12 protein-coding genes are annotated in these 21,136 nt (G+C 64.4%); 6 read left to right on the top strand and 6 right to left on the bottom strand.

Annotated features, from left to right (window positions below; all coding sequences use genetic code 11):
- Window positions 1–80 precede the first annotated feature (80 nt).
- The gene (locus tag IEV62_RS13460; protein WP_188448328.1) at window positions 81–4,442 is read right to left on the bottom strand and encodes a CheR family methyltransferase; all 4,362 of its coding nucleotides are present in this window, start codon (window positions 4,440–4,442) and stop codon (window positions 81–83) included.
- A gap of 118 nt (window positions 4,443–4,560) precedes the next feature.
- Between IEV62_RS13460 and IEV62_RS13455 the strand changes: the two genes are divergently transcribed.
- Window positions 4,561–4,929 (top strand): response regulator, encoded by a 369-nt coding sequence (locus tag IEV62_RS13455; RefSeq protein WP_188448327.1) that lies wholly within the window; start codon window positions 4,561–4,563, stop codon window positions 4,927–4,929.
- Window positions 4,930–4,934: 5 nt separating this feature from the next.
- Here IEV62_RS13455 and IEV62_RS13450 read toward each other — a convergent pair whose 3' ends face one another.
- The 3 genes from IEV62_RS13450 to IEV62_RS13440 all read right to left on the bottom strand — a co-directional run bounded on the left by IEV62_RS13450 (window position 4,935) and on the right by IEV62_RS13440 (window position 8,466).
- Window positions 4,935–5,618, bottom strand: coding sequence for an NAD(P)H-dependent oxidoreductase (locus IEV62_RS13450; RefSeq protein WP_188448325.1), 684 nt, complete (start codon window positions 5,616–5,618; stop codon window positions 4,935–4,937).
- A gap of 73 nt (window positions 5,619–5,691) precedes the next feature.
- Entirely contained in the window at window positions 5,692–6,327 is a 636-nt protein-coding gene (locus IEV62_RS13445; RefSeq protein WP_188448344.1) for a YoaK family protein, read from the bottom strand.
- A gap of 132 nt (window positions 6,328–6,459) precedes the next feature.
- Complete coding sequence (locus IEV62_RS13440) at window positions 6,460–8,466, bottom strand: TonB-dependent receptor (protein WP_188448323.1); 2,007 nt, start codon at window positions 8,464–8,466, stop codon at window positions 6,460–6,462.
- 215 nt (window positions 8,467–8,681) lie between these two features.
- Between IEV62_RS13440 and IEV62_RS13435 the strand changes: the two genes are divergently transcribed.
- Window positions 8,682–11,084: a TonB-dependent receptor gene (locus IEV62_RS13435; protein ID WP_188448322.1), complete on the top strand. Its 2,403-nt coding sequence runs from the start codon at window positions 8,682–8,684 to the stop codon at window positions 11,082–11,084.
- Here the strand turns inward: IEV62_RS13435 and IEV62_RS13430 are convergent.
- Both IEV62_RS13430 and IEV62_RS13425 read right to left on the bottom strand, forming a co-directional pair.
- Entirely contained in the window at window positions 11,078–12,190 is a 1,113-nt protein-coding gene (locus IEV62_RS13430; protein WP_188448320.1) for an S-(hydroxymethyl)glutathione dehydrogenase/class III alcohol dehydrogenase, read from the bottom strand. The two genes, IEV62_RS13435 and IEV62_RS13430, sit on opposite strands and share 7 nt — an antisense overlap.
- A 104-nt stretch (window positions 12,191–12,294) precedes the next feature.
- Window positions 12,295–14,868: a TonB-dependent receptor gene (locus IEV62_RS13425; RefSeq protein WP_188448318.1), complete on the bottom strand. Its 2,574-nt coding sequence runs from the start codon at window positions 14,866–14,868 to the stop codon at window positions 12,295–12,297.
- Window positions 14,869–14,979: 111 nt separating this feature from the next.
- On the opposite strand from IEV62_RS13425, the gene IEV62_RS13420 reads away from it, so the two are divergent.
- The 4 genes from IEV62_RS13420 (at window position 14,980) to IEV62_RS13405 (ending at window position 21,126) form a co-directional block, all read left to right on the top strand.
- Complete coding sequence (locus IEV62_RS13420; protein ID WP_188448316.1) at window positions 14,980–15,162, top strand: hypothetical protein; 183 nt, start codon at window positions 14,980–14,982, stop codon at window positions 15,160–15,162.
- A 129-nt stretch (window positions 15,163–15,291) separates the two neighbouring features.
- On the top strand, window positions 15,292–16,497 hold the full coding sequence (locus tag IEV62_RS13415; protein WP_188448314.1) for an efflux RND transporter periplasmic adaptor subunit: 1,206 nt from the start codon (window positions 15,292–15,294) through the stop codon (window positions 16,495–16,497).
- A 7-nt stretch (window positions 16,498–16,504) separates the two neighbouring features.
- On the top strand, window positions 16,505–19,675 hold the full coding sequence (locus IEV62_RS13410) for an efflux RND transporter permease subunit (protein ID WP_188448312.1): 3,171 nt from the start codon (window positions 16,505–16,507) through the stop codon (window positions 19,673–19,675).
- Window positions 19,672–21,126 carry an efflux transporter outer membrane subunit gene (locus IEV62_RS13405; RefSeq protein ID WP_188448310.1) on the top strand — a complete coding sequence of 485 codons (1,455 nt, stop codon included), beginning with the start codon at window positions 19,672–19,674 and terminating at the stop codon, window positions 21,124–21,126. Before IEV62_RS13410 ends, IEV62_RS13405 begins: the two co-directional genes overlap by 4 nt.
- Window positions 21,127–21,136: the final 10 nt, after the last annotated feature.

Here is a 21,136-nt window from a genome sequence, read left to right as displayed (position 1 = left end):
GACGGTTATAGACCGAATCGCTCGCGCGATCTGCTCCATCGCAACGCCACTGACCCTCCACGCCCGAGCCCGTAACCATGCTAGCCCTCGATCGTCGATGCCTTGGCTTTGGCGGCGAGCGCCCGACGCGCGAGTTCGGGCAGCGATTTCGCCTCCATCCGGTGCATGATCGCGGCACGGTGGTTTTCGACCGTGCGCTGGCTGATGCCAAGGTCAGCGGCGATAATCTTGCTTGGCTGGCCATCGAGCACCATGTCCATAATCTCGCGCTGGCGCGGCGTCAGTTCGGCCATATGGCGGGCTGCTGCCTCCTGTCGCGCGTGCGCGACTCCGATGCCATGCGATTGCGCCACAGCCCGTGCTACACTCTCCAATAACGCTTCGCGGCTGACGGGTTTCGCGATGAAGTCACAGGCACCGGCCTTCATCGCCGCCACCGCCAGCGTGACGTCTCGGCTGCCGGCGAGCATGATCGTCGGCATAGGATCACCCGTTGCATGAAGCCGCTCGAGCAAGGCGATCCCGCTCATACCGCGGAGCCCGGCATCGAGCAGAATGCAGCCTTCGCGCTCGGTTCGAACCGTCGCGAGATATGATTCGGCATCGGGATAGTCTTCGACGACATGGCCCACGTCCTCCAGCACGTCGCGGATCGACAGCCGAACATCGGCATCGTCATCGATGAGAATGATCACCGCATTCAAAGCTGTGCTCTTGTCCAAAGATGCAATCGCAGGCACTTTAGCCTTTACAAGCAACGCGGCGATCGTCGCGGCCAGGAGTGCCGACTTTACCGGCTTGCTCAACAAAGCGCAGTCGTTCGCGGCAATGCGGGCCTCGGTCGCATCGGAGATGTCACCGGTCAAAATAATGCCGGGAATCGGGTCGCGCAGCACGGCCCGGATACCGCTGAGGACATCGAGACCGTCCAGCGCACCGGGTAAGTTATAATCGGTCAGCACAAGATCGGGTCGAATTGCGCCCTTGGCGATCAGCGCGATCGCCGCCTCGCCGTTGGCGGCCTTGCGGACGCGATGACCGCCTGCGGTCAGCAGTTGCTCGAGCAGATCGCGCACTTCGGGATCGTCTTCGACGATGATGATTTTGCCGACACGAGCGGCCCCTGCCTCCAATCCGCCCGACAAATCGGCGGTTGGAGCGGCCGCAGCGCGCTGCGCCAGTGGGACGTCGATCGTGAAAGCCGACCCGCGGCCCAATCGCGACCTTACGTTAACGTCGTGCCCGAGCAGCGCGCCGAGCCGCTGCACGATCGACAGACCAAGCCCCAATCCTTTGCTGCGTTCGCGTGCGGCATTGTCGATTTGGTGGAATTCGTCGAAAATGGCGGTCAGATCGGCTTTGGCGATGCCGATCCCGGTATCCCATATCTCGATCCGCAGGTGCTGGCCCGCGCGACGGCAGCCAAGTAGGATCCGCCCGGTCCGCGTGTATTTCATCGCATTGGCCAGCAAGTTCCGGATCATCTGTTCCAGCAGGCGCGGATCGCTATGGACGCTCGCCGTGGACGGCAGCACGCGCAAATCGAGCCGCTGCGCTTGCGCCTGATACGTGAATTCATCGCGCAGGCGCGCGAACAGGTCGGTCAGGGCGAAATCCATCGGCTGGGGCTCGACCACACCCGCTTCGATCTGGTTGATGTCGAGCAGGACATTGAGCATACCCGTCATCGCATCGATCGTTTGGCCAAGGCGGGTGACCAGTTTCCCGACCTTGTCGCCCTCGACCGAATGGACGAGCAGCGCCTGCACCAGCGCGAGCGATTGGAGCGGCTGGCGCAGATCGTGGCTGGCGGCGGCGAGGAAGCGCGACTTTGCGACATTGGCCAGCTCCGCCTCGCGCTTCGAGGCGCGCAGCGCCTTGGCCGAATTCTTGCGCTCGGTAATGTCGGTGAAGGTGATGACCACGCCTTCGATTTGCGCATCATGCGTGTGATAGGGCAGGACGCGGCGCAGGAACCAGCTGCCGCCCGGTACTTCGATCTCCTGCCCGATCGGAGCCGATCCCTTCAACACCGCGCGCGCATCATCGGTCAGCCGGTCATCGACCGCGAGCGAGCGAAGATCGGCGAGCGGCCGTCCGATATCACCGGGGATCACATTGAACACCGCGCGCGTGGCCGGGGTGAAGAAGCGAATACAAAGATCGGGATCGAGAAACAGCGTTGCGACATCGGTGCTATACAGCACGTTTTGCAGATCATCCGAGGTCGAGCGCTGACGTTCGAGCGTTTCCTGCAACTGTCCGTTGAGCGCGGTCAGCTCTTCATTGAGCGACTGCAATTCCTCCTTCGAGGTCAGCAGTTCCTCATTGGTCGACTGATACTCCTCATTGACCGAAAGCGCCTCCTCGTTAATCGCCTTCTGCTCCTGGCTCGAGGTTTCCAGCCCCTCCAGCGCGATGCGCAGCTCATCGCGGGTCAGCGCAAGCTCATGCTCGAGATCGCCGACGCGCGCGTTGGTGGCCGGCGTTTTCGCGTCGTTGCTGGAACCGTGCTCAGGGTCGTCGATGAATGCGACGAGCAACAGCTCCTCGCCGTCGTGCTTGACCGACTGGACGTCGATGCCGAACGCGGTGCTGCCGATCCGGCTATGTCCGATGAAGACGCGCGGCGTGTCCGGCCCCACCCGCCCGATCGCGGAGCGCAACTTCGCGCGCAATGCCGGTGTCGCCATTTCGAGCAGGTCGTGCGTCGGATAGCCCGATGCAACCTGCAGATACCGGTCGGTGGCGCCGAGCGAATACAGGCATTTGCCGGCTCGATCGATCAACACAGCGGCGGGGGCATGTGTCTCAAGAACAGTCCGTCGGGCGAGATCGGCAAAGCCGGACGCGCGCATCTGCGCTTTATCGGGTAGCGTGCGCGCCAGTGCAGTCTTGTCTGCCGCGGCCGCTACGGCGAAGTCCGACAAACCCAATCGCCCGTGTCCGACTTGCCGATAGATCCGCTCGGCCTTGGCCACGGTTTCGAAGCGACCCGCCATGCTCCCGATCGATTCCGCGCTGCCCAGCAGCAACACGCCGCGTTTGCGCAGCGCGAAATGGAATAAAGCGATGACTTTCGCCTGTGCGCGCGGCGTCAGATAGATCAGCACGTTGCGGCACGAAATCAGGTCGAGCCGCGAAAAGGGCGGATCGGACAAAAGGTCCTGCACGGTAAAGACGATCGCACCGCGCAGATCGGGATTGACCCGATAGTCTCCCGCCTCATTGACCACAAAGAAGCGCTTCAAGCGCGCCGTAGTGATGTCGACCGTGATGGATGCCGGATAGATGCCCTCGCGAGCCTTTGCGACGGCTTCGGCATCGACATCGGATGCGAACATCTGCAGCTTGATCGGACGTTTAGCTGCGGCAATCGCCTCCAGGAACAGGATCGCGATCGAATAGGCTTCCTCGCCGGTACTGCATCCGGCCACCCAAACCCTCAGCGGCTCGTCAGTACCGTGATGCGCGATCAAGTCGGGAATGACCTTGCTCTCCAGCAATGCGAAGGTTTTGGGATCGCGGAAGAAGGTCGTCACGTTGATCAGCAAATCCGCCGCGAGCAAGTCGCGCTCGCCCGCATCCTTTCGTAACAGCGCCAAATAGTCCGGCATCGCTCCAGGGCCGAGCCGGACCAGCGCCATGCGGCGTTCGATCCGGCGCAGCAGCGTGCCGGGCTTGTACAGTCGGAAATCGTGTGGCGTCTTGCGGCGCAGTTCCTCGATAATGGCGGCAAGGCCCGGCGGACTGGTGGTAGCCGATGCGGCATTGGACTTGGCGAAGAGCGCGAGCGCATGCGGCATTTGCCCGATCCGCAAGGTCTGATCGACCAGTCCGGTATCGATCGCGCTGATCGGCATCGAATTCTGTTCGGCTTCCGCCGGGTCCTGCGCAAGGACGAGACCGCCGCGTTCGCGGATGCTCGGCAGGCCGTCGCTGCCATCGCCGTCGAAGCCCGACAGGATAATCGCGGCAATCGGATGCTCGGTCCCGCGCGCCAGTGACTTCAACAGAAAGTCGAACGGTTTTCGCACCCCGCGCGGCGTTTCTGGCGGCGACAGCCTGAGGACATCGCCGGACACCGACAAATACGCGCCCGAGGGGATGGTATACACATGGTCGATCTCGATCGCAGCACCGTCACGCGCTTCGACCACGGGCATCGGCGTATGCTTGGCGAGGAGTTCCGCCATCAGGCTCTTATGCGTGGGATCGAGATGCTGGATCAGGATGAAGGCCATGCCGGGTGCATCGGGCAGGGCATCGATCAGCCTTGTGGCGGCGTCGAGGCCGCCCGCCGACGCGCCAACCGCAACGATCGGAAAATTCGCTCTCCCTGAGGGCACAAGGACACCTTCGTCCGCACGGGCATTGGCCCCGCCGGTTTGCCGATCGAGGAGCGCGGCTTGCGCCTTCAACTCACTGGCCGAAACAACCATAATCTAGGTTTAGCATAGTCGGCTGCCGAACCCGCTATCCCTAATTCGGCAAGGCCCCCGCCGGCCTAAGTAGTTTCCGATCCTGTTTTCCAATTCTGCCGGACGGCATCATCGCCGCATGCCTGCCTTGCGCATCCTGATCGCCGAAGACGATGCGATGATCGCAATGTTTTTGTCGGATCTGTTAGAGGCGTTGGGCCACCGCATCTGCGCAACCACCGAGACCGAAGCGGAAACGGTCGCCGCAGCCTTGCTGCATATGCCTGATCTGATGATTATCGATGCGAGCCTGCGCGGCGGCAGCGGCATTGCTGCGGCCGAGGAAATCGCGATCACGCTGTCGGTACCGCTCATCTTCGCCACGGGCGATTGCTACCGTGTCCTGCGCACAGAGCCTAATGCGATCGTCCTGCAAAAGCCGTTCAACGCGCCCACTTTGCTGCGTGCAATCGAACGCGCTGTGCCGCAAACCGCCCTCGTCGCCTGATCGCCTTACGTCGCGGCCAGCGCCGCGACCGCTTCCTTCGCCTTAACCGCATGGCGGGCCGCGGCGGCGGCACTGCACATCTTACGCGCTTGCTCTTCCACTTCGTACAGACTCTCGCGCACGAAGCGGGCGTTCATTCCTTCGACGATTGCGCCAAAATGGACGTGGCCGGCATCGCGCAGCCCGAAAATTCCCATCAGATAGCGGTCGAACGCCTGGCGAATCGATTCCATCTGGCCGTGCTCGTCGAGCCAGATCCGCGTGGTCGCCGAACTCGAAAACGTGCCGAACCACTTTCCCGCCAGCACCGAATCCGGATTCTCGTCGCGAATGTCCGACGGCGTCAGCGCGACGCCGAGCACGCGATCGACATAGCCCTTGATGATCGCAGGCGGCATGCCGAACCAGATCGGATAGACGAAGATCAGCACATCGGCATCGCGCAACAGGCCAATTTCGCGCGCGACATCGGCCGACATGCCCGTCGCATGGCCAGGACGCCGATCAGAGCGCAATCGCGGATCGAAATCCAACGCATACAGATCGCGCACGACGCACTCGTGACCGATCTCGCGCACCGTGTTGCAATAGCGCTCGACGACTTCGTGGTTGAAGCTTTGCGGGTCGGGATGGCCGAGCACCACGATATGGCGGATTGGCGGCGATGCCGCAGCGGAGATCTCGGTCATGATCGTCCTCGTTTGACTGTTTCGGCAACATAATATCACGGCGCGGCCGACGCAACGCAGGGTCGGAAACTACCTAGCCGACATGCAACCGCCGTGCGACGATCGCCAGGATCGCCGACGCACCCGCCGCAAACCACAGCGCCGCCATCGCGATCTGCGCGTACACTGCGGCACCAAGGATCGCGCCTGCGACGAGACCCGCCCATAACGCGACATACGACAACCATTCGAACCCGCCCCGGCGACGCAACATCGCGGCGATCCCCTGCCCGATTTTGGCGAGCGTCCCAGTCATGTAGGTCAGGCCGATGCTGCCCCCGCCGGGCTGTTCGAACGCGGCGTTCTCCGCCCCCATGGCCAGCGCCGTCAGCGCCAAGGCCCGCCAGGTGGAACCCGCCGTACCGAGCGCCGCCGCGCCGGCCAGCACCACAGCAACCAGTACCAGCACGATCGAGCGGCGATGTCGCTCATTGAGCGATCCGCACAGCGAGCCGAGTGTGACGCCGATCACAAAGCTACCGATCAAGCCGCCCGCGATCGCCGCAGCCGTGGTCCAATGCGCCAGGCCTACCGCAAGGCGCGTGGAATTACCGCTCATGAACGACACGAAAAAGCCGCCCGAATGCAGGAACCCTACGGCATCGACATAGCCCGCCACGCCAGACAGGCAGACGGCGAGCGCCTGGACGCGCTTATCGAGCCTGGTCAGGCTGACACCCCATCAACTGGGCGTTACGCCGAGAAAGGGGCTGTTCGATCATCTCGGCGAGCCTATCACCAAGTCCGTTCGCTGCCCATATGCCGCGAACACACGCGCGGTGACCGGGCCGCAGGACACGGATCATCGGAAGCGCATCCCGATCCACAGCGTGCGCGGGGTGCCAAGGTCGATCGAGCCGCCTGCGTTGCGCGTGACGACCGCCTGGTCGAGCACATTTTCCGCACGTGCGATCAGCGAGACATGCGGCCCGAGCGGCAGCCGTGCCACGGCATCGAGCGTCGTCGCAGCAGGGAGAATGTCGGTCTGCAGATCGTCCTCATATTGTCGACCGACGTAGCGTGCGGTGAGCGATGCGCCCAGACCGTGGCGTTCCCAGGCAAGCGTTGCGCTTGCCGTGTGCCGCGGGCTTTGTGCCGGGCTGAACCCGTTCAACGGCGCAGACACCCCCGAAGCGCGGACCTTGCTGTCGCTGAACGCGTAGGAGGCATCGAGCGAGAAGCCGCCGCGCGCGGCATGCGCGGTCACTTCGACCCCCTTGGCGACGATTCCGTCGACATTGCGACGCTGGCGCGTGTTGGCGGCGATCGTGACGTTGGCAATGGCACTTTCGAGCCGGTTGTAAAAAGCGGTGACACCCAGTGTGACGCCGCGCGCGGGCGTGAGGTCGATCCCGCCTTCCACGCCGCGCAGCCGCTCGAGCCCGAGCGCGGCGTTGGCTTGCGTCGTAACCGGGAACACCACGAACGGCCGGTACAGTTCATTGAGCGTCGGCACGCGGAAGCCGGTGTACCCCGCCGCGCGCAGCTTCACCGCGGCGCTGGCAAGGAACAACAGGCCTGCCCGTCCGGTGCCCTCGACTCCGTGGCGATCGCCGAAACGCGTGTCGGTGGTCGGCGTGCCCAGCGCGTTCGCCTCGCGAAAAAAGCCGTCGGTGATCGTCCAGCGGTCCCCGCGCAGACCGGCGGTCAGCACCAACCGTCCGAGCGTCCAGTCATCCTCGACGAACAGCCCAGTCGTACTGGTCCTACCGCCAGCGGTGCGCCGCGCCGTGACGAGGCCGGTCACAGCATAGGCGTCTTCATACAGCACGCCCTCCCCGATCCGCGCATCAGCGCCGAGCCGCAAGACATGATCGGGCCCGACCGGTGGACGCAATTCGATCTTGCCACCCGCGCCGGTCGCGGGCGTGTTGCGCTGGTCGAGCGTCAGTTTGGAGGTGGTCGCGCTGATCACGCGATTGGTGAAGTTGCGCGCCTGAACATAGGCCAGCGCATCGACCGCCCAATCCCCACGGCGGATCAGCCGGATGCTCGCATCCTCCGCTTCGGAACTGCTATCGGCACCGGCGAAGCGCAATGTGCGATTGTCGCGGTAGAGCAGCCCGCGTGCTTGTAGCTCGGTCTGCGCATCGATCGGCACGACCGCGCGGAGCGAGCCCGACCAGTCGCGATAACGCGCGCGCACCGTTGCAGCAGAACGCTGCGCGATGGGCGTCGTGAAGAAGCCATCGCCTTGTTCAAACTTTCCGAACACGCTGACGAAGCCGCCGCCGACATCGGGCGAGATGCTGCCCGCCGCTTCGAGCGCATTGGCGCTACCGTAGAACGCTTCCCCCGCGACTTGCGGCAACTCGCGCCGGGTCGCGCTTGCCAGTTCGATCGTCCCGGCGACTGCGCCCGCCCCGAACGCCCCCGCACCGCCACCACGCGTGACTCGCACGCTCGACAGCCGGTCGGCGGCAAGCGCATTGAACGGGATATAGCCGAAGAACGGATCGGCCAGCGGCACCCCGTCGAGCAAGACCAGCGCGCGGCTCGACGCATTGCCGCCCAGCGCGCGCAGCGTCACGCCCTGCGCCGACGGGTTGGCCGACCGACTGTCGGAGCGGCGGAATTGCTGAAACCCTGCAACATCGGCGAGCACATTCTCGACCCGACCCGAGGCGTCCCCGGTCAGCCGCGCGCGCTCGATCGTGACCGAGCCATACGCCGGGACGCCCGGCGGCGGCGGCAACGGGCGACCGAGCACGACGATGTCGGGGGCATCGGTTTCCGGCTCCGACTGTTGCGCGAGGACCGGGACGGGAAGGACGATCGCGGCGATTGGCAGGAATAGGAAAGGGCGCATCGTATGGGTGAAACTTTCAACGCGCGGAGCGTCCGGGCAATAGCGACGCCCCTATCACGCGCATCGCCAAAGGCCACAAGGGCAAGATCGAACGCGACACGGCGTCTCGCCCCGTCCGATCACCGTGCCTTGCGCAACGCCGACTTCCCATCTCTATATCCGACGGTATATGGCGAGTCGCCGACGCGCTTTGCGGCATCAGAACGGGGATTTTCATGCGATCGATGATCTTGGCCGGAACCGCTGCAGGGGTGGTGCTAGCCTGCGCCCCGCTCTCGGCGCTCGCCAAGGGTGCCCCGTCGGCCAAACCTTCGGGCGATGACGCAACGTCCGACATCGTCGTCACTGCGCGCCAGCGAACGGAGGATGTGCAGACGGTCCCGATCGCGGTGTCGGTGGTCGGGGACGACCTGATCCGGCGCTCCTACACGGTCAACACGCAGCAATTGAGCGTGCTCGTGCCCGTGCTCAATTACAGTTCGGCCAACCCGCGCAATACGGCCTTCACGATCCGCGGGCTCGGCAGCAGCGTCGTCGCGGTGAGCCAGGCGAATGACGGGCTGGAACCGGGTGTCGGCTTCTATGTCGACCAGGTTTATCACGCGCGCCCGGCCACCGCCGCGTTCGATTTCTCGGATCTCGAGCGGATCGAGGTGCTGCGCGGGCCGCAAGGCACGTTGTTCGGCAAGAATACGACGGCGGGGGCGATCAGCGTCACCTCCAAAGCGCCGAGCTTCACGCCGCAAATGGATGCGGAACTTTCGGTCGGCAGCTATACCTTCGTGCAGGCGCGGGCCTCCGCAACAGGGCCGCTGATCGGCGATACGGTGGCATTTCGGCTCTCCGGGCTGGTAACCCGGCGCGACGGCGTGATCCACAACACGCGCACCGGTGCGACCCAGAACGGCATCGGCAATCAGGCGATACGCGGGCAGTTGCTGGTCACGCCGACCGCGGATTTCCAGCTGCGCCTGACCGCCGATTTCACGAATTTCCAAAGCGAATGCTGTACGCAAGTCTATCTGCGCGCCGCCGATGTCAGCCCGCTGCGCTCGGCCACGCGGCAATATGCCGGGCCGACCGGCCTTGCCGCACAGTTCGGCTATGCGCCGCCAAGCACCAATCCGTACGATCGGCTGACCGATATCGACGCCGAGCTTGGCGTCGATACCAATGAGGGCGGCGTCTCCGCGATCGCCGATTGGAACCTCGGCGGACTCGGCACGCTGACCTCGGTCAGCGCGTGGCGCTTCTGGAATTGGGATGCCGCCAATGACCGCGATTACACCGGGATTCCCGTGCAGATCACGCAGCACATCCCATCGCGGCAGGACCAGTTCAGCCAGGAACTGCGCCTCGCCTCGAACGGCGAACACCGCTTCGGCTATGTCGCAGGGCTGTATTTCTTCGACCAGACGATCACCGGGCGTCCGATCAGTATCTATGGCCCGGCGGGTGCGCGCTATCTCATCGGCACCAGCACGGGCACGGGCACGGGCACGGGCGCTGCGGCGGTCGCGGTGCCGGGCAATTTGCTCGACGGCTATGGCACCGATGGTAGCACGCGGCTAAAGGAAGACAGTTATGCCGCCTTTGGTGAGGTGACGTACAAGATCGTGCCGCGCGTCACGCTCAGCGCGGGGCTGCGCTATACCTATGAAGTGAAGGACGGGACGTACGACACCTTCACCTTCGGCGGGCCGAGCGTCACCAACCAGACGCTGATCAACGCGCGATTGGGGGTCTTACGCGGGCAAAGCTATGCCGCGCGAGATAGCGAGAGCAATCTTTCGGGCCGCGCCAATCTCGCCTGGCAAGCGACCGACGCAATCCTGCTCTATGGCGGCTATGCGCGCGGCTTCAAATCGGGCGGAATCAACCTGTCGGGCTTGCCGCTTGACGCGAGCAATCGCCCCGCACTCGCCACTGCCGTGGTCCGCCCCGAGCTGAACCAGACTTATGAAGGCGGGATCAAGGCCGGACTGTTCGACCAGCGGCTGACGGTCAACCTCGCCGGCTATTACACCGATGTGCGCGATTTCCAGGCGACGATTGTTGACAGCAGCCAGACCGTCGCGCTGCGCGGCTACCTCTCGAATATCCCCACGGTGACGGTGAAGGGGTTCGAGGCCGACGTGACCGCAAACGTGACACCGAACTTCCAGCTACGCGGCAGTGTCGCTTATGCCGATGGCACCTATGCGCGCTATCCCGCTGGCCCCTGCTCGCTCGAAGCGCTGACCAGCGGCACGCAGGCATGCAATCTGACCGGACGATCGCTCGCGGGGCTACCGAAATGGTCGACCACAATCGGCGGCGATTACACGCTGCCGGTCGGGCCGGGCGCGTTCATCCTGCATGCCGATTCCAATTTCCGCAGCAGCTATGCCGGTGAGCCGACGCTGTCGCGCTACACGCTCATCGACGGGTATAATGTCACCAATGCCAGCCTTGGCTACCGCGCGAAGAACGGGCTTGAGATCGGCGTGTTCGTGCGCAACCTCCTCGGCGCGAACTACATCCAGAACCTCACGATCCAGGCGGGAAATTCCGGCCTGATCCTCGGCACGCCGAGCGACCCGCGCGTGATCGGCCTGACGCTTAGGATGCGTCAGTAAACCACCACGCTGCGGATGCTCTTCCCCGCATGCATCAGCTCGAACGCCTTGTTGATGTCGTCCAGGCCCATGACGTGCGTGATCATCGAGTCGATCTCGATCTTGCCGGTCATGTACATATCGACGATCTTGGGCACGTCGGTGCGGCCCTTCGCCCCGCCGAACGCGGTGCCGCGCCAGTTGCGCCCGGTGACGAGCTGGAACGGGCGCGTCGTGATTTCCTTGCCCGCCTCGGCCACGCCGATGATGATCGAGGTGCCCCAGCCGCGGTGGCACGCCTCGAGCGCGGTGCGCATCACTTCGGTGTTGCCGGTCGCATCGAAGGTGTAGTCCGCACCGCCATCGGTAATCGCGACGATCGCCGCGACGACGTCCTCGCGGCTCAACCCCCTGGAATTGAGGAAGTCGGTCATGCCGAACTTGCGGCCCCATTCCTCGCGGTCGGGGTTGATGTCGACGCCGACGATCTTGTTGGCCCCCGCCAGCCGCGCGCCCTGGAGCACGTTGAGGCCAATGCCGCCGAGGCCGAAGACGACGACATTGTCGCCGACCTGAACCCTGGCGGTGTTGATCACCGCGCCGACGCCCGTGGTGACCCCGCAGCCGATATAGCAGCTCGATTGGAATGGCGCGTCTTGGCGGATCTTCGCGACCGCAATCTCGGGCAGGACGGTGAAGTTCGAGAAGGTCGAGCAGCCCATATAATGGAAGATCGTCTGCCCCTTGTAGGAGAAGCGCGAGGTGCCATCGGGCATCAAACCCTTGCCCTGCGTCGCGCGGATCGCGGTGCAGAGGTTCGTCTTGCCGCTGAGGCACGATTTACACTGGCGGCATTCGGGGGTGTAGAGCGGGATGACGTGATCGCCGGGCTTTACGCTCGTGACGCCAGCGCCGACTTCGCGAACGATCCCGGCACCCTCATGCCCGAGCACGCTCGGGAACAAGCCCTCCGAATCGAGCCCGTCGAGCGTATAGGCATCGGTGTGGCAGATCCCGGTCGCCATGATCTCGACCAGCACTTCGCCCGGCTTTGGCCCCTCCAGATCGAGTTCGACGATCTCAAGCGGCTTCTTCGCTTCGAACGCTACAGCGGCACGGGTCTTCATGGGCGGTATCCTAGACGGGGGTCTCGCTCCACTTACGGTGCGCGCCGCCCCCGTCAACGGCCTTCGAGGTTCAGATGCTATGCCGCCAGCGCATGACCGCAGGCTCAGAAAAACAGCTTGCGCACCGAAATCCGCACCGTCCGGCCAAGCGGGTTGAGATAATCGGGCTGATACGCGACCGGTATCGTGCCGCGCGCATCGGTCACGCGCTGCCGCGCATCGAACAGATTATCGATCGAAAAGGCCACGCGCGTGCCGCGCAGCCACGGATATTTCTTGATCAGCTCAATCCGCTGGCCGAGATCGGCGAACAGCCGCAGGTTCGCGGTGCCGAGGTCCGAAAAGCGCAAGGTCTGGGGATTGACGGGCGTGCCGCCATTGACGCGCGTCGCGCTTTGCCAATTGGTCGACAGCCGCACGCCGATGCCGTTATTGCTATATCCCGCCTGCCCTTCGAGTTCGTGCCGCGACTGCCCGCCGCTGCCGCCGGTGGCATCGCCATTCAACAGATCGAGCGCAGGGCCGCCTTGCTGGACCAGCACGCGATCGGTGAAGTGCCAAGTGTGATACAGCGCGAACTGCAAGCGCCCACCGCCCGGGCCGCCGCGCCCGCCAGGTCCGCCGCCGCCAAAGCCGCCAAATCCGCCAAAGCCGCCGCGTCCGCCCGCGCCGGGGCCCCCGCCCGGCCCGCCTGCGCCCGGCCCGCCCCCACCCGGTCCACTTCCGCCCGGCCCGCCACCGCCCGCGCCAGCAGGACGGTCACCGCCACCCTGCCCGCCACCGCGTTCGGCGCGCGCCTGGTCGATCTGGCGTTGCACGCTCGCCGGAATTTTCAGGCCGGCGAACGGATTGGGGCCCTTGCCCGCACGCCATGCCTCGATCTGCTTTTGCAGTTTCGATTTCAGCGCGGTCGAGAAATTGATCCCCCAGCGCAGTTCCGACCGGCTGGTTTCCGCAAAATTGATCGGACTGGAATCGATCCGTTGCAACACCCCGCCGCTGCGCGTGAAACGCGACGGGAACGCCGCTTCGATCGCCGCACTCGCGCTCGGGAACGCAACGACCGGATTTTCGACGCGCGCATCGACATAATTGGCGGACAGCGTCAGCTCCTTGGTGCTCCACGGCTTCAACGTTACGCCGAGCTTGCGGACATGGCTGTTGCTCGCGATCAAGCCGCGATTGCCGCCGGAGACCGTCGTTACCAGCGCATTCTGGCCGAGCACATAATCGAACACGGGCACGTTCGGGGTCACGATCTGCGGGTTGCCGAGTTGTTGCGGAGTTGGCGCGACATCCTGATCGGTGATCGATGCGATGATCCGGAGCGGCACGATCGGCGACCAGTTGAGGCCATAGCCGATCGTCTTGAGCGTCCCGAAGTCGGAAAGCTGATCGACCGCGAAATTGCCATTGACCGACAGCGTCCCGACCGCCGCCAGCACATTTTTAGTGCGACTGGTAAGGGGCAGATCGACATTGATCTGGCCATTGCCGCTGTTGCGCGAGGCCGCACCCGGCGTGCTCACCCCGCCCCGAAACGACTGGCTCGAAAAGCTGTTGAAATCGCCGCCGACGCGGACGCTCGTCGACACATCGCCCGCCGGCAATTTGAACAGCGCGCCATTGAGCAACGCGTCGACTTGCCCGGTATTCGAGATCGACGAACCACGGCTCGCCGGCAACGCGCCCGGGGGCGTGGTGGTCGGATCGAACCCGACATCGGTCAGCGTCTTTGCTTCATTGTGATCATAGCCGCCGGTCAGCGTCCACTGCCATGTGCCCAGCACGCCGTTAAACGCGGTGCCGAAATGCGTGGCGATCGTGGAATTGCGCTGGTTGAGGGCGGACTGATCACCATTCGGCGCGTTGGCCGGCAGTCCGCGCAGCCCGTTGCTGGTGGTCGTCCCGAGCGTCCCGTTGAAGGTCCCCGAAATGTCGCCGAAATTGCGCGCATAGGTCGCGTTGGCGTTAAACGCCTCGGTCGAGGGCAGCAGCGTGCGAAACGGCCGCTGGTCGATCCCGCCGGGTGCGGCCGTCGCGGCAATGTTGCGCTCGCTTTCGGTCAAGGCCGTGGTGGCCGAATATTCCAGATGGAGGTTGACGCGCCCTTTGTTGGCGATCTTGAGCAAATCGAGCTCGGCTTGCGGGGCATGGCGCCCGCCCGCCGTCGGCACACGGTCCGCCAGTTCGACCGTCGCCGCGCGGAAACGGCGGCGCAGCACGATATTCACGACCTTCTGGTCGGCGCGATAACCATATTTCAGCGCGACCTCCTCGGGCAGGATATCGACGCGGGCGATCGCTTCAGTGGGCAAATCGCGGATTTCCGAAAAGCCCGAGATACGCTTGCCGTCGAGCAACACCACCGGCGCACCGCCACTGCCACGGTCGCTGCGGATTTGCGGTCCAAGCTCGGCCAGCAATTCGGTCACCGAGCTGACGCCGTAAGAGCGAATATCGGCGGGCGAGAGTTGCTGCTCGGGCGGAATGTCGCCGATCACCGAACCCGGCGGCCGCGCGCCGCGCACGACAATGTCGCCACCGTCGTCGCCCTCGTCCGAGATCGCGGCAGGTTGCGCAGCCGGCCTGGCGGGAGTCGGCTTCTGCTGCTGAGCCAGGGCGAAGGTCGGGGTTGCCGCAAGCGCAAGCGTGAGCAGGGTCGAAGAGCGTTTCATCACGATTCCATAATCCGTTCGCGGATGCCGTTAGCCGCGATGTGTCGCAAGAGTGTGTCGGGAATGCGGGTATGCTGGCGCATCCGCCTCCGGCACGGTATCGCCAGCGCCATGAGCGAAGATCGATTCGAACGCCACCGGCAACCCTGGACCACCGACGAAATCCAGAAGCTGCACACGCTTGCCAAAAAAGGCATAGCGCTCAAAGCCATCGCCAAAGCGCTCAAGCGTAGCGAAGAATCAACCAAGGACCGCGCCAAGGCGGACTCGCTGAGCATCGCGAAACTGCGTTAGTGAATGCTGCACTGCGAAAGGGCCGAACCGGGATAGTTGATTCAGGCCCGGAACAATCGCTAACAGACGGCGTTGTGGCTGCATGAGGCATCCTCCGCGCGCAAACAGCACCGGATCGATGGATACGCAATGATAGTTCGGGCCTCTTCTCGTCGTGTGATCGGCATTTTGGGTGTAGCGGCGCTCGCGCTTGGCGCGTGCAGTTCAGGTTCTGGCGATCAGGCAAAGGGCGGCCGCGGCGGCGCCAAGGGTCCACCCGAGGTGGGCTTTGTAGTCGTCCAGCCAAGCAGCGTGCCGATCGTCACCGAGCTTGCCGGGCGCACCGCGGCCTACCAAAGCTCCGAAGTCCGTCCGCAGGTAACCGGGCTGATCCGCCGCCGTTTCTTCACCGAGGGCGCACTCGTCCGTAAGGGCCAGCCGCTTTATCAGATCGACCCGAGCCTTTATCGCGCCTCGAGCAATGAAGCGCGCGCCAACCTCGCCAGCGCAGCCGCCAATGCCGAGGCAACGCGCGTCAAGGCGGAGCGTTACAAGCCACTCGCCGACATGCAGGCCGTCGCCAAGCAGGATTATACCGATGCCGCCGCCCAGGCGCGGCAGGCCGCCGCCACCGTCGCGCAGACGAAAGCTGCGCTCGATACCGCGCGGATCAATTTGCGCTTCACCACCGTTCCCGCACCGATCACCGGGCGGATCGGCCGGTCCCTGTTCACCGAAGGCGCGCTCGTCACCGCCAGCCAGGCCAACCCGCTGACGACGATCCAGCGGCTCGACCCGATCTATGTCGATATCCAGCAAGCCAGCGCCGATTTGCTCCGCTTGCGCCGCGCCCTCGCCAGTGGCGGCGCCGCTGCTGCCAGTGCCGATGTTCGGCTGAAGCTGGAGGATGGCAGTGATTATGGCATGGTCGGCACGGTCGAATTCTCCGAGGTCATGGTCGATGCCGCGACTGGCACGGTCACGTTGCGCGCGCGCTTCCCCAATCCGCAAGGATTGCTGCTGCCCGGCATGTTCGTCCGCGCATCGTTCGCGCAATCGATCGACACCAATGCCTTCCTCATTCCCCAGCAAGCGGTCACGCGCGATCCCAAGGGCAATGCGACGGTCTTCGTCGTCGTCCCCGACGGCAAGGGCGGCAGCAAGGCGGTGTCGAAGCAAGTCACCACCACGCGCACGCTGGGGGCCAATTGGGTGGTGACCGCGGGGCTTGCGGCGGGTGACAAAGTGATCGTGCAAGGCGTGGGCAAGGTGAAGGCCGACGCGACAATCCGTCCCGTCGCGGCGGGAACACCGCAAACGATCAAAGCGCCCTCCTCCGACACACCGAAGAGCTGATCGCGCCGTGATTTCGCGCATCTTCATCGACCGGCCGATTTTTGCCTGGGTCATCTCGATCATCATCATGCTGGCCGGCATCGGCGCGATCTACACGCTGCCGGTCGAGCAATTCCCCGACATTGCGCCGCCCAACGTCAATATCCGTGCCAGCTATCCCGGCGCATCGGCCGAGACGCTGGAAAATTCGGTCGCGCAGGTAATTGAGCAACAGCTGACCGGCATCGATGGCCTGCTCTATTTCAGTACATCGTCTTCCTCGCGCGGTCAGGTCTCGATCTCGGCGACCTTCGCCAAGGGCACCAACCCCGACATCGCGCAAGTCCAGGTGCAGAACAAGGTGCAGCAAGCCCTGCCCCGCTTGCCGCAACAGGTCCAGCAACAGGGCCTGACCGTCACCAAATCGAACCCCGATTTTCTGCTGATCGCGGCAATTTATGACACCAGCGACCGCACCACCAATCAGGACGTGTCGGATTATCTCGTGTCGAACCTGCAGGACACGATCGGGCGCATCAAGGGCGTCGGCGACATCAACGTGTTCGGCGCGCAATATGCAATGCGGATCTGGCTCGATCCCAACAAGCTCGCCAGCTTCAGCCTGATTCCGGGCGATGTCATCACCGCAATCTCGGCGCAGAATGCCGAGGTGGCCGCCGGCGAGATTGGCGGCACCCCCAACGTGCCCGAGCAAGTGCTCAACGCCATCGTGACCGCGCAGGCGCGCCTTTCGACGCCCGAACAGTTCCGCAACATCGTCTTGAAAACGCAACCAGACGGGTCCGCCGTCCGCCTGTCCGACGTTGCGCGGATTGAATTGGGCGCGGAGAATTACGGCGTAACCAGCCGCGTGAACGGCCATCCCGGCGCGGGTATTGCGGTCAGCCTCGCTCCTGGTGCCGATGCGCTGGGCACCGCCGAGCTGGTCAAGGCCGAGATCGAGCGCGCGTCGAAGAGCTTCCCGTCGGGCTATGCCTTCAGCTTCCCGCAGGATTCGACCGCATTCATCAAATTGTCGGTTGAGGAAGTCGAAAAAACGCTGATCGAGGCGATCGTCCTGGTTGTCATCGTCATGTTCGTCTTCCTGCAAAGCTGGCGCGCGACCTTGATCCCGACGATCGCGGTGCCGGTCGTGCTGCTCGGCACGTTCGGGATCTTCGCGCTGGCCGGGTTCAGCATCAATACGCTCACGCTGTTCGGGCTGGTGCTCGCGATCGGCCTGCTGGTCGATGACGCGATCGTCGTGGTCGAGAATGTCGAGCGGCTGATGGCGGAAAATCCCGACATGTCGCCGCGCGACGCGACGATCAAATCGATGGACGAGATCACCGTCGCGCTGATCGCGATCGCGCTCGTGTTGTCGGCAGTGTTCCTGCCGATGGCATTTTTCGGCGGATCGACCGGGGTGATCTATCGCCAATTCTCGATCACGATCGTCTCCGCGATGGTATTATCGGTGGTGGTTGCGCTGGTGCTGACCCCGGCGCTCACCGCAACGCTGCTGAAGCGCAAGCAGGACGAAAAGCAGGATGGCTGGATTGCGCGCAAGACGCAGCCGGCCAAGGACTGGTTCAACCGCGGGTTCGAACGGACCACCAATGGTTACGTGGCGGTGGTCGGCAACGTGGTGGACCGCAAATGGCTGTTCCTGCTGATCTATGCCGGCGTCGTCGCGATCCTGGCGATCATGTTCGTGCGCTTGCCGACCGGCTTCCTGCCGACCGAGGACCAGGGCATTGCGCAAATCCAGTACAATCTCGCGCCGGGATCGACACTCAACCAGACGCGCGAGGCGCAGCTGCAGATCGAAAAATACTTCACTGAAACCGAAGGCAAGAACGTCGCCGGATTCCTGACCGTCGCGGGTGGTGGCGGCGGCGGCGGCGGCGGACAAAATGCCGGTCGCGGGTTCATCGCGCTCAAGGATTGGGCCGATCGCACGGGCGCCGAGAACGGTGCCGATGCGATCACGCAGCGCGCGACCAAGGCGCTGAGTGGTCTGCGCGACGTCGAATTTTACGCAACGGTGCCCGCCGCGGTGCGCGGTCTCGGCCAATCGAACGGTTTTACGCTGCAGTTGCAGAACACCGGCGGATTGAGCCGCGCCGACTTCAAGGCCGCGCGTGACGGACTGCTCGCCGCCGCCCGCGCCGATGCGACGCTGGCCGCGGTGCGCCCGACCGATCTGGAGGATCAGCCGACACTGCGTGTCGATCTCGATCCGCAAAAGCTGAGCACGCTCGGGCTCAGCCAGGCCGACGTCAACACCACGCTGTCGACCGCCTGGGGCGGCCGGTACGTCAACGATTTCAACGATCGCGGTCGCGTGAAACGCGTCTATGTTCAGGGCGATGCGCCGTACCGCGCCACGCCGGAAGACCTGTCGAAATGGTTCGTGCGCGGATCGAGCGGGGCGATGGCGCCCTTCTCGGCTTTCTCGACCGTCGCCTGGAGCAAGACGCCGCCGACGCTCGCCCGCTTTTCGGGGATTTCCTCGTACGAGATTTCGGGTCAAGCGGCACCAGGACAAAGTTCGGGCACGGCGATGAATACGATGAGCGCGCTCGCCGCCAAATATCCCGGAACCTCGGTCGCGTGGAGTGGCCTGTCCTATCAGGAGCGACTGTCTTCAGGGCAAGCGCCATTCCTCTATGGCATTTCATTGCTGGTCGTCTTCCTGTGTCTCGCTGCGCTCTACGAAAGCTGGACGATCCCGATCGCGGTACTGATGATCATTCCGCTCGGGCTGGTCGGCGCGATCTTCGCGGTCACGCTGCGGGGGCTGCAGAACGACGTGTATCTGCAGATCGGCTTGCTCACCACGATGGGCCTGGCCGCCAAGAATGCGATCCTGATGATCGAATTCGCCGAACAGGCCGAAAAGTCGGGCAAGCGCGTGATCGATGCCGCGCTGGAGGCGGCGCGGCTGCGGCTGCGCCCGATCCTGATGACCAGCCTGGCGTTCATTTTCGGCGTGTTGCCGCTGGCGATTTCGACCGGTGCCGGTGCCAACAGCCGCGTCGCGATCGGCACGGCGGTGATCGGCGGGATGCTGACCGCGACGATCCTCGCGGTATTCTACATTCCGCTGTTCTTCGTGCTGGTCCGCCGCGGCACACGCGACGCGCTGAAGAAGATTCGGCATAAGCCGGCGCCGGACACGGAGGTAACGGCATGATCCGCAAGGCCATCACGCTCGTCTCACTCGCCGCTCTATCGGCCTGTTCGTTCGCCCCGAAATATGTCCGGCCGGAACTCCCCGTCCCGCCGAGCTGGCCGGTGGGAGACTCGTATCTGCGGCAAAGCGAGGCGGCGCTGCCGAGCGTCGCGTATCGCGATATCTTCCGCGATCCGCGCCTGCAGAAGATCGTCGAACAAGCGCTGGTCAACAATCGCGATCTGCGCATTGCCGCCGCCAATATCGCGGTGGCGCGCGCGCAATACCGTATTCAGCGTGCCGAATTGCTGCCCGCGATCGAGGCCACATCCAACTATACACGCAGCGATGCGGGGACCGGGCGGGCGTTCAACGGCGGCGCGCCGGTGAGCGGCGGGGTGCGCGAGAATTTCTCGGCTGGCCTTGGCATCACGGCATTCGAGGTCGACCTGTTCGGGCGCGTCCGCTCGCTCAGCACCGCGGCGCAGAACCGCTATTTCAGCACCGAAGCGGCGGCGCGCGCGACGCGCCTCACGCTGGTGGGCGACATTGCCACCGCGTGGCTGACCTATGCGGCGGACCAGAGCCTGCTGCAGATCGCGCGCGATACCGCCGCCAGCGCCGAGCGCAGCGTGACGCTGACCAGATTGCGCCTCGACGGCGGCATCGCGCCGCGCACCGATCTGGCGCAGGCGCAGATCGTGGTGCAGACCGCGCGCTCCGACCTCGCGACGCAGACGACCGCTGTGGCGCAGGACGCCAACGCGCTGCAACTGCTGGTCGGCGCGCCGGTGGACGCCGCCTTGCTGCCGACCTCGATCGAGGAAGCCGCCGCGACCGTTGTCGCGCTGCCGGCGGGCGTCGATTCGGGTGTGCTGCTGCGCCGTCCCGATGTGGTTCAAGCCGAATATCAACTGCGCGCGGCCAATGCCGAGATCGGCGCGGCGCGCGCGGCACTGTTCCCGCGCATCTCGCTGACCGCACTCGCCGGGCTCGCCAGCAATACGCTGAGCGGCTTGTTCACCGGTGGCGCGTTCAACTATTCGCTGGCGCCGAGCGCCAGTTACCCGATCTTCCAGGCGGGCGCCGGCCGCGCCGGTGTCGCACAATCGAAAGCGCAGCGCGATGTGGCGCTCGCGAGCTATGAAAAGACGATCCAGACCGCGTTCAGCGAAGTGGCCGACGCGCTGGCGCGGCGCGGCACGATCGGCGATCAACTGGCCGCGCAGGCCGCGCTCAACGCCGCGGCGAGCGACAATTATCGCTTGTCCGACGCGCGCTATCGCGGGGGGATCGACACCTTCCTGCAAAGCCTCGACGCGCAACGCTCGCTCTATTCGGCGCGGCGTTCGCTGGTCACGACCCAGCTGATCGGTGCGACCAATCTCGTCACCTTATACCGTACGCTCGGCGGTGATGCGACGCTGGACGTCACGCCAAGCGGACCACGCGACGCCAGCACGGCCAAATGATGCTGCATTC

This window comes from Sphingomonas psychrolutea (genome assembly GCF_014636175.1).
Taxonomy (GTDB): domain Bacteria; phylum Pseudomonadota; class Alphaproteobacteria; order Sphingomonadales; family Sphingomonadaceae; genus Sphingomonas; species Sphingomonas psychrolutea.
The sequence above is the reverse complement of the archived record's forward strand: the minus strand, read 5'-3'. Positions and strand labels throughout refer to the sequence as shown.

What these genes read in the sequence shown, in the direction of transcription:
- IEV62_RS13460 (WP_188448328.1), bottom strand. Translation starts at nt 4,442, where the DNA reads ATGGTTGTTTCGGCCAGTGAGTTGAAGGCGCAAGCCGCGCTCCTCGAT.
- IEV62_RS13455 (WP_188448327.1), top strand. Translation starts at nt 4,561, where the DNA reads ATGCCTGCCTTGCGCATCCTGATCGCCGAAGACGATGCGATGATCGCA.
- IEV62_RS13450 (WP_188448325.1), bottom strand. Translation starts at nt 5,618, where the DNA reads ATGACCGAGATCTCCGCTGCGGCATCGCCGCCAATCCGCCATATCGTG.
- IEV62_RS13440 (WP_188448323.1), bottom strand. Translation starts at nt 8,466, where the DNA reads ATGCGCCCTTTCCTATTCCTGCCAATCGCCGCGATCGTCCTTCCCGTC.
- IEV62_RS13435 (WP_188448322.1), top strand. Translation starts at nt 8,682, where the DNA reads ATGCGATCGATGATCTTGGCCGGAACCGCTGCAGGGGTGGTGCTAGCC.
- IEV62_RS13430 (WP_188448320.1), bottom strand. Translation starts at nt 12,190, where the DNA reads ATGAAGACCCGTGCCGCTGTAGCGTTCGAAGCGAAGAAGCCGCTTGAG.
- IEV62_RS13425 (WP_188448318.1), bottom strand. Translation starts at nt 14,868, where the DNA reads ATGAAACGCTCTTCGACCCTGCTCACGCTTGCGCTTGCGGCAACCCCG.
- IEV62_RS13420 (WP_188448316.1), top strand. Translation starts at nt 14,980, where the DNA reads ATGAGCGAAGATCGATTCGAACGCCACCGGCAACCCTGGACCACCGAC.
- IEV62_RS13415 (WP_188448314.1), top strand. Translation starts at nt 15,292, where the DNA reads ATGATAGTTCGGGCCTCTTCTCGTCGTGTGATCGGCATTTTGGGTGTA.
- IEV62_RS13405 (WP_188448310.1), top strand. Translation starts at nt 19,672, where the DNA reads ATGATCCGCAAGGCCATCACGCTCGTCTCACTCGCCGCTCTATCGGCC.